The following is a 7423-nucleotide window of genomic DNA, read 5'->3' on the forward strand; positions in this document are numbered from 1 at the left end:
GTCGCGCTCGAGCGAGCCGTTGACGTTCTGGGCGCTGACCCGCAGCCCTTCGCTGATCGGCGTGCGCTCGGCGGCGGCGTTCGGTTCGGACGGGAGTTGCACCAGCGCGTTGGCGTCGGCTCCGGTCATCGACAGGATGCCGCGCGGACGGTGGTATTTGAACGAGCGCGACAGCACCCATTGGCCGGACGCGGCGAGCGCGCTGGCGATGCTGTCGCCTTCATAGCCTTCAAAAGGCTTGCCCTCGAAGCTGAAGCGGATGCGGCGGCTTCGGTCGATCCGGCTTCCGAAGGGGGCGGGCAGCCGGTTCATGCGTGGTCCCGCAGGTCGGAGGCGTCGAAGGTGCGGATGATCTCGTTGCTGACCAGGTCGCGCTCGGCCAGGAAGAAATAGTTGCTCGGCACGTGCCGCCACCATTCGACCACGATGCCCTTGCGGTTTTCGGCCCGGAACAGGTGCCGCGACCAGTCCCTGTCGGCGGTTGCGTTCGGATCGGGTCGCGCGCGCATCGGTCCGAAGGACTGGAACTCGTCGATGTTGCGCGGGCCGTTCATGGGGCAGGTGAGCAGTTTCATGGATCAATGGCTCGCGGCGGTCGCGCCCATTTCATTGAGCAGCCGGAAGGTTTCGAACCGCTCCAATGCAAATGGCTTCAGGATGTCGGGCATGCGGCCCTCAGCGATCGTCTGCGCCATGCGCTTGCCGGCGACGGGAGTCGCCTTGAAGCCCCAGGTGCCCCAGCCGCAGTCAAGCCAGAGATTGGTGAGCGGACTCGCCCCCATGATCGGGCTGTAGTCCGGCGTCATGTCGGTGATGCCGGCCCATTGCCTCAGCAGCCGCACGCCCTGCAGGAAAGGAAAGAGGTGGACGGCGCCTTCGGCGAGGTGCTCCTTCATGTCGAGCGTCGAGCGCGTCGAATAGAGCTGGTAGGGGTCGGAGCCGCCGCCGATGACGACCTCGCCGCGCGAGGATTGCACCAGATAGGTGTGCAGCGAGACCGAGGAGACAAGCGTGTCCAGCCAGGGTTTCAACGGCTGGGTCACCATGGCCTGTAGCGGGTAGCAGCGGATCGGAAGCTCGACGCCGGCCATCAGCGCCACGTCGTAGTTCATGCCGCCGGTGGCGATCAGCACCTGGCCGCAGGCGACGCGGCCTCGGTTCGTCTTGACGGCCTGGACGCGGTCGCCGATGACCTCGAAGCCTTGCACTTCGGTGCGCTGATGGATCTCGACTCCGCGCCGCGATGCCTGGGCGGCATAGCCCCAGGCGACTGCGTCGTGGCGCGCCGTTCCGCCGTCGGCGTGCCAGAGCCCGCCGAGGATTTCGAGCGGGCCGCCATAGTCCATGTTCAGCAGCGGACAGAGCTCCTCGACGCCCTTCTGGTCGACGACCTCGGTGCGCGTGCCCATGTGCTTGCCCATCTCGGCGCGCATATGGAAGCTGCGCATCGTCGCCTCTGTATGCGCAAGCGTCAGCTGGCCGCGCTGCGAGAACATGACGTTGAAGTCGAGCTCTTGCGACAGCCGCTCGAACAGCTCGACGCCCTCCTTGTAGAAGGCGATGCCTTCCGGGGTGATGTAGTTGGAGCGGATGGTGGTGGTGTTGCGCGCCGTGTTGCCGCCGGCGAGGTAGCCCTTCTCCAGGACCGCCACGCTCTTTATGCCGTGATATTTGGCAAGATGATGCGCGCAGGACAGTCCATGTCCGCCGCCGCCGATGATGACGACGTCGTAGGCCGGCTTCAGCTCCGGCGTTGCCGGGATGTCGCCGCTGACCGGATAGTCCCTGCTGAGACCATATTTCAGAAGTCTAAGAGGCATTGCGGGCTCAGCTCGAGGCCTCGGGAGGATCGTAGAGCAGCGCCGAGAGATCGGAGAAGCGGCTGTCGCGGTCGTCGAGCGAAAGCACCGCGTCGCGGATCGCCGCGGCGCGGCCGGATCCGAGCACGGGCGCGGCGAACTCCATATATTTGGCCTCGACGTCCTGCTTCGACATCGGCGCTTCGGGGCCGCCGCGCGCGTGCACGTCGCCAGACATCAGCACGCGTCCATCATTGGTCGTGATGATGACGTCGGCCCAGCGGCCGGCCGGGAAGCGGGCGCTGTGGCGCTCTGTCTCGGTCACGCTGATGCGGGTGAGCATGTCGGCGACAGCCGGATCGGCGAGCCCGGCGCCGGAAATATGCTCGAGCCCGATGCGCCGGTGGATGATGAAGGTCGCGACGGCGAAGCGCAGGCTGTACTGCGCCTTCGAGGTCGTGTCCGGCATGCCGTCGAACAGGGTGGCGGCATAATGGAAGCTGTTGATCTGGACATGGGCGATGTCGGAGGCGCCGAGATTGTGCGCCAGGCAGAGCCCACGCACCGCGTCGATCGCCGCATGCGCCCAGCGGCAGATCGGATAAGGCTTCACATACTGATGCAATGACTGCCAGAACACGCCGAGGTCCTGCCAATGCCTCGCAACCTCCGGCGCCTCGACGGTGATCGCCGGCGCTCCGGTGAAGCCGCGTTCGGCCAGCACCGCCGCCGAAAGGCCGATGAGGGCGCCGGGGCCGGAGCCGTCATGCAGCATGGTCGGCGTGGCGATCTCGCGCATCATCTGGCTGCGCGGGCCATGATACTCGGCAATGCCGAGCGCCTCGCGCAATTGCGCTTCGTCCAGCCGCCGCAGACGCGCCGCGACCGCCGCCACGCCCAAGGCGTTCCAGGCGCCGGAGGTGTGATAGTCGCTCACCGTCGCATGCAGGGCGATGCCGGCCCGGCCGGCGACTTCATAGCCGATGACCAGCGACGCCAGCGCCTCCGGCCCGGTGAGGTCGGGCCTTGCTTCCGCGAGCGCGGCAAGCGCCGGCACGACCGCGACGCCGATATGGCCCTTGGTGGGGCTGTAGCCGTCATGGCCGTCAAGGTTGTCCGTCTGCGTGGCGACTGCGTAGGCCGCGCCGGCAATGCTGGCGCGCCGCCCATCGAACAGCATGCGGGCCGAGTATTGCGGATCGTTGGAACCGTAGAGCAGCACGGCGGCATCGCGGGCGATCCGGCCTGCTTCCATCGGTCCTGCCGCGATGGCGATGCCGAGCGTGTCGAGCAGCAGGTAACGCGCCTGTTCCAGCACCGCTGTGGGGAAGACGCAAGCGGGACGGCGCAGCACGAAATCGGCAAGGCGCGTGAACGTATCGGAACTGACGACAGGCCCCTCACGCCGGTACGACGGCACAGCCACGCGCTTATCTCCCCTGTCTTCTCACAACATCATTAAATTGGGTTCATCGCGCAGGCACGCGATTAGTTTGGCGGCTTTGGCCAAAAATATTGATGCCATGTCGCTTGTCCGCGATTGAACGGCCGGTCGCCCATGCGATAGCTATGGACATTACGCAGCTGGAGACCGGGATGAAGCCGCCACCCCCCTTGAACTATATCCGCTCGTTCGAGAGTTCTGCCCGCCATTTGAGCTTCACCACGGCTGCCAAGGAACTGGGTTATACGCAAGCCGCGGTCAGCACGCATGTGCGCGCGCTCGAACACTATATCGGCCGGCAGCTGTTCATCCGCTATCCGCGCAGCCTGAAGCTGACCGAGATGGGGGAGGCGTTCCTGCCGACCTTGCGCCAGGCGCTCGACCAGATCGACCAGGCGACCGAAGCGATCGTGGCGTCCTCGCGAAACAAAACCGTGGTCGTCTCCTGTCCGATGAGCCTTGCGGAAAACTGGCTGGCGGGCTGCATGGCCGCGTTCCGCAAGAAGCATCCCGAGATCGAGATCGTGCTGCACGGCACGATCTGGGAAGACTTGAGCGAACAGATCGCCGACATCACCATCTCGACGCGGCGCTTCGACGACCGGCCGCCTTCGGCGATCCCGCTCTGGAACGACGAGCTGGTCCTGCTCTGTGCCCCGAGCATGCTCGAGGGCGAGCATGCGCTGAAGACGCCGCAGGACATGCTCAAGGTGGACTGGATCTTCGTGCATGGCCGGCAGGAATACTGGCAGGTGGTGACCGAGGCGCTCGGCGTCGACATGGAGGACCACGACAAGGGCCTGTCGACCAACGCCTCCAACATCGCGCTCGAACTGGCTGCCATGGGCGCCGGCCTAGTCGCCACGCAACGCTCTCTATCTCACGCCTATATGCATCGCGGGCTGCTGGTCGAGCCGTTTCCGGTGCGGCCGCCAAGCCCCTGGAATTACTATCTGACCGAGAGCCAGCTCTCGAAGGGAAACATCGCCCGCACGGTCAGGGAATGGATCCTGTCCAGGGCCAGGGAGGACGCCGCCCGACCTTAGAGATTGACGCAATTCCGGACGGAAAACCGTTACACACTTTTCCTGGAATTGCTCCAGCACCGGTTTCAGCCTCAAAAAATTGGCGCGCCAATGGCGTGGTTTTTTTAGGCCTTAACGGCCGGTTTTCTGCGGTTTGTGAAGGGCCGAGCCCTTCCGGGATTTTTGCATCGCCCCTAACATGCGTGCCGCAAGGGGAATGCAACGGGCAAAAAGCCCTGAACCGGAGAACAACGATGACAATGTTCAAGAGCAACGGTGACCGCGTCCCGGCGGTCATCGAAAGCTATGCAGCCGAAGTCAAAAAGGGCGGGATGGACCGCCGCGAGTTCCTGGCCATGGCAAGCGTGATGGGCGCTTCCACGGCGCTCGCCTATTCGATGGCGGGGATCGAGCCGGCCAAGGCCGCCGCTCCGTTGCCCGGCAAGAAGGGCGGCATCCTGAAGATGCAGATGATCATCAAGGACATGAAGGATCCGCGCGCCTGGGACTGGTCGGAAATCGCCAATGTCATGCGCCAGTGCAACGACTACATGATCCGCTACACCACCGACTTCACCTTCGAGGGCCATCTGGTCGAGAGCTGGGAGGTAAGCGACGACGCCACCGAATACACGCTGCATCTGCGCAAGGGGGTGAAATGGTCGAACGGCGACGACTTCAATGCCGACGACATCGTCTACAACATCGAACGCTGGTGCGATAAGACGGCCGAAGGCAATTCGATGGCCGGCCGCATGAGCTCGCTGATCGATCCCGCCACCAAGAAGGCCGCCGCCGGCGCGATCACCAAGGTCGACGACCATACGGTGAAGCTGAAATGCCGCCAGTCTGACGTCACCATCATCCCCGGCTTTTCCGACTATCCGGCCGTCATCGTCCATCGCGACTTCGACAAGAACGGCGCCGACATGCTGAAGACGCCCGGCACCGGTCCGTATGAGCTGATCTCCTACAAGGTCGGTGAATCCGCTTCGGTGCGGCGGCGCAAGGACTTCACCTGGTTCGGCGGCGAGCCCTATCTCGACGGTGTCGACTGGGTCGACTACGGATCGGACGCCTCGAACCCCGCCATCGGCAGCGCCTTCGAGGCCGGCGAGATCGACTGCAACTACCAGACGGTCGGCGGCACCGTCGACCTCTATGACAGCATGGGACTGGTCAAGGAGCAGGTGGTCACCGCAGGCACCATCGTGCTGCGCACCAACGTGACCAACAAGCCCTACGACGACAAGCGCGTCCGCAACGCCATCCAACTGGCGGTCGACAATGAGACCGTGCTGAAGCTCGGCTATAGCGGTCTCGGTCAGATCGCCGAAAACCACCATGTCTGCCCGATCCATCCGGAATATTACGAGCTGCCGAAGGTTCCGCGCGACCTGGCCAAGGCCAAGGCCCTGATGGCCGAGGCCGGCCAGACGGACCACGAGTTCGAGCTCATCTCCTACGATGCGGATTATGTGAAGGACCCGGCCGACGTCGTTGCCGCGCAGATGCGCGACGCCGGCTTCAAGGTCAAGCGCACCATCATCCCGGGCTCTTCGTTCTGGAACGACTGGACGAAATATCCGTGGTCGACCACCGACTGGGGCATGCGGCCGCTGGGCGTGCAGGTGTTGGCGATCGCCTATCGCAGCGGCGAGGCGTGGAACGAGTCCGGCTATGCCAATCCAGAGTTCGACAAGAAGCTCAACGAGGCGATGGCCGTCGCCGATCCGGCCAAGCGCAAGGAACTGATGAAGGAGGTGGAGTTCATCCTGCAGGACTCCGGCATTCTGGTTCAGGCGTTCTGGCGCTCGCTCTACCGCCACCATGCCACCTATGTGAAGAACCTCGGCATGCACCAGACCTTCGAGCTGCAACTGGACAAGGTCTGGCTGGACAAGGCCTAGATCGGGCGGATCGATGCAATATTCAGGGGCGCATCCGCGCCCCTGAATTCACCGGCGACTGCGATCGATCAGTCAGCTAAATGAAATCCCAAAGCGCTGCCAAAGAGCGCGAAGCAAGTCGCCGAACAAAGGGAAGAAAGCTCAACTATGCGTACTCATGCACAAGCCGTTGTCATTGGCGGCGGCCTGATCGGCTGCTCGATCCTTTATCATCTGGCCAAGTTCGGCTGGACGGATGTCGTGCTTCTGGAGCGCAGCGAGCTGACCTCCGGTTCGACCTGGCACGCGGCGGCCAACATCCACGGGCTGCATGATTCCACCAACATCAGCCGCCTGCAGCACTACACGATGGCGCTCTACAAGGAGCTGGAAGCCGAGACCGACCAGGGCTGCGGCATCTTCCAGCCGGGCTCGCTCTATCTCGCCCAGACCGAGGCGCGCGAGCATCAGTTGCGGCTCCAGGAAGCCAAGGCGCGTCGCTACAAGATGAATTTTTACGAGGTCGGCCGCGACGAGGCGGAGCGGCTGCATCCGCTGGTCGATTTCGGCGGCATTCGCTGCATCATGTACGAGCCGGAGGGCGGCAATGTCGATCCGTCCGGCGTGACGGCGGCCTATGCCGCGGGCGCGCGCCAGCGCGGCGCCGAAATCCATCGCTTCACGCCGGTCACGGCGACGGAGGCGCAAGCGGACGGCAGCTGGATCGTGCGCACGCCGAAGGGCGACATCCGCACGCAATGGGTGGTCAACGCCGCCGGCCTGTGGGGCAGGGAGGTCGCCGCCATGGCCGGGCTGCAACTGCCGCTGATCCCGACCGAGCACCAGTATTTCGTCACCGAGACCATTCCCGAAATCGCCTCCATGGGCCGGCGCCTGCCTTCGGTCGCCGACCGCGACGGCGAATATTATCTGCGCCAGGAGGGCCTGGGGCTGCTGATCGGCGCATATGAGCGCAACATGAAGTTCTGGGCCGAGGAAGGCACGCCGCTGGATTTCGGCCACGAGCTGTTTCCCGACGATCTCGACCGCATCGAAGAAAACATGATGCGCGCCGTCCAGCGGGTTCCCGCGGCGGCCACCGCCGGCGTCAAGAAGGTGATCAACGGTCCGATGATCTGGTCGCCGGACAGTGCGGTTCTGTTCGGGCCGGCTCCGGAGCTCAGCAACTATTTCTGCTGCAACGGCATCATCCCGGGCTTCTCGCAATCGGGCGGCATGGGCAAGCTCGCGGCCGAATGGATGATC

The 7423-nt window shown here is 64.2% G+C and carries 7 protein-coding genes; 3 read left to right on the forward strand and 4 right to left on the reverse strand.

Annotated features, from left to right (window positions below; translation table 11 throughout):
• The 4 genes from EOA27_RS14455 to EOA27_RS14470 form a co-directional block, all read right to left on the reverse strand.
• Positions 1–312 (reverse strand): (2Fe-2S)-binding protein (locus tag EOA27_RS14455; protein ID WP_145970349.1); only part of this gene is annotated, 312 nt, incomplete at its 3' end.
• On the reverse strand, positions 309–575 hold the full coding sequence (locus tag EOA27_RS14460; protein WP_126082269.1) for a sarcosine oxidase subunit delta: 267 nt from the start codon (positions 573–575) through the stop codon (positions 309–311). The genes EOA27_RS14455 and EOA27_RS14460, both read right to left, overlap by 4 nt.
• A 3-nt stretch (positions 576–578) precedes the next feature.
• Positions 579–1820 (reverse strand): FAD-dependent oxidoreductase, encoded by a 1242-nt coding sequence (locus EOA27_RS14465; protein ID WP_126082270.1) that lies wholly within the window; start codon positions 1818–1820, stop codon positions 579–581.
• Positions 1821–1827: 7 nt separating this feature from the next.
• Positions 1828–3225 (reverse strand): MmgE/PrpD family protein, encoded by a 1398-nt coding sequence (locus tag EOA27_RS14470; protein WP_245463320.1) that lies wholly within the window; start codon positions 3223–3225, stop codon positions 1828–1830.
• A gap of 170 nt (positions 3226–3395) precedes the next feature.
• Between EOA27_RS14470 and EOA27_RS14475 the strand changes: the two genes are divergently transcribed.
• The 3 genes from EOA27_RS14475 to EOA27_RS14485 form a co-directional block, all read left to right on the forward strand.
• The gene (locus tag EOA27_RS14475; RefSeq protein ID WP_126082271.1) at positions 3396–4289 is read left to right on the forward strand and encodes a LysR substrate-binding domain-containing protein; all 894 of its coding nucleotides are present in this window, start codon (positions 3396–3398) and stop codon (positions 4287–4289) included.
• Between the two features lie 233 nt (positions 4290–4522).
• Positions 4523–6178 carry an ABC transporter substrate-binding protein gene (locus tag EOA27_RS14480; protein WP_126082272.1) on the forward strand — a complete coding sequence of 552 codons (1656 nt, stop codon included), beginning with the start codon at positions 4523–4525 and terminating at the stop codon, positions 6176–6178.
• A gap of 147 nt (positions 6179–6325) precedes the next feature.
• Positions 6326–7423: FAD-binding oxidoreductase (locus EOA27_RS14485; RefSeq protein WP_145970350.1), on the forward strand; the 1098-nt coding region annotated here is incomplete at its 3' end.

Origin of the sequence: Mesorhizobium sp. M2A.F.Ca.ET.037.01.1.1, from assembly GCF_003998075.1 — a bacterium.
Classification (GTDB): domain Bacteria; phylum Pseudomonadota; class Alphaproteobacteria; order Rhizobiales; family Rhizobiaceae; genus Mesorhizobium.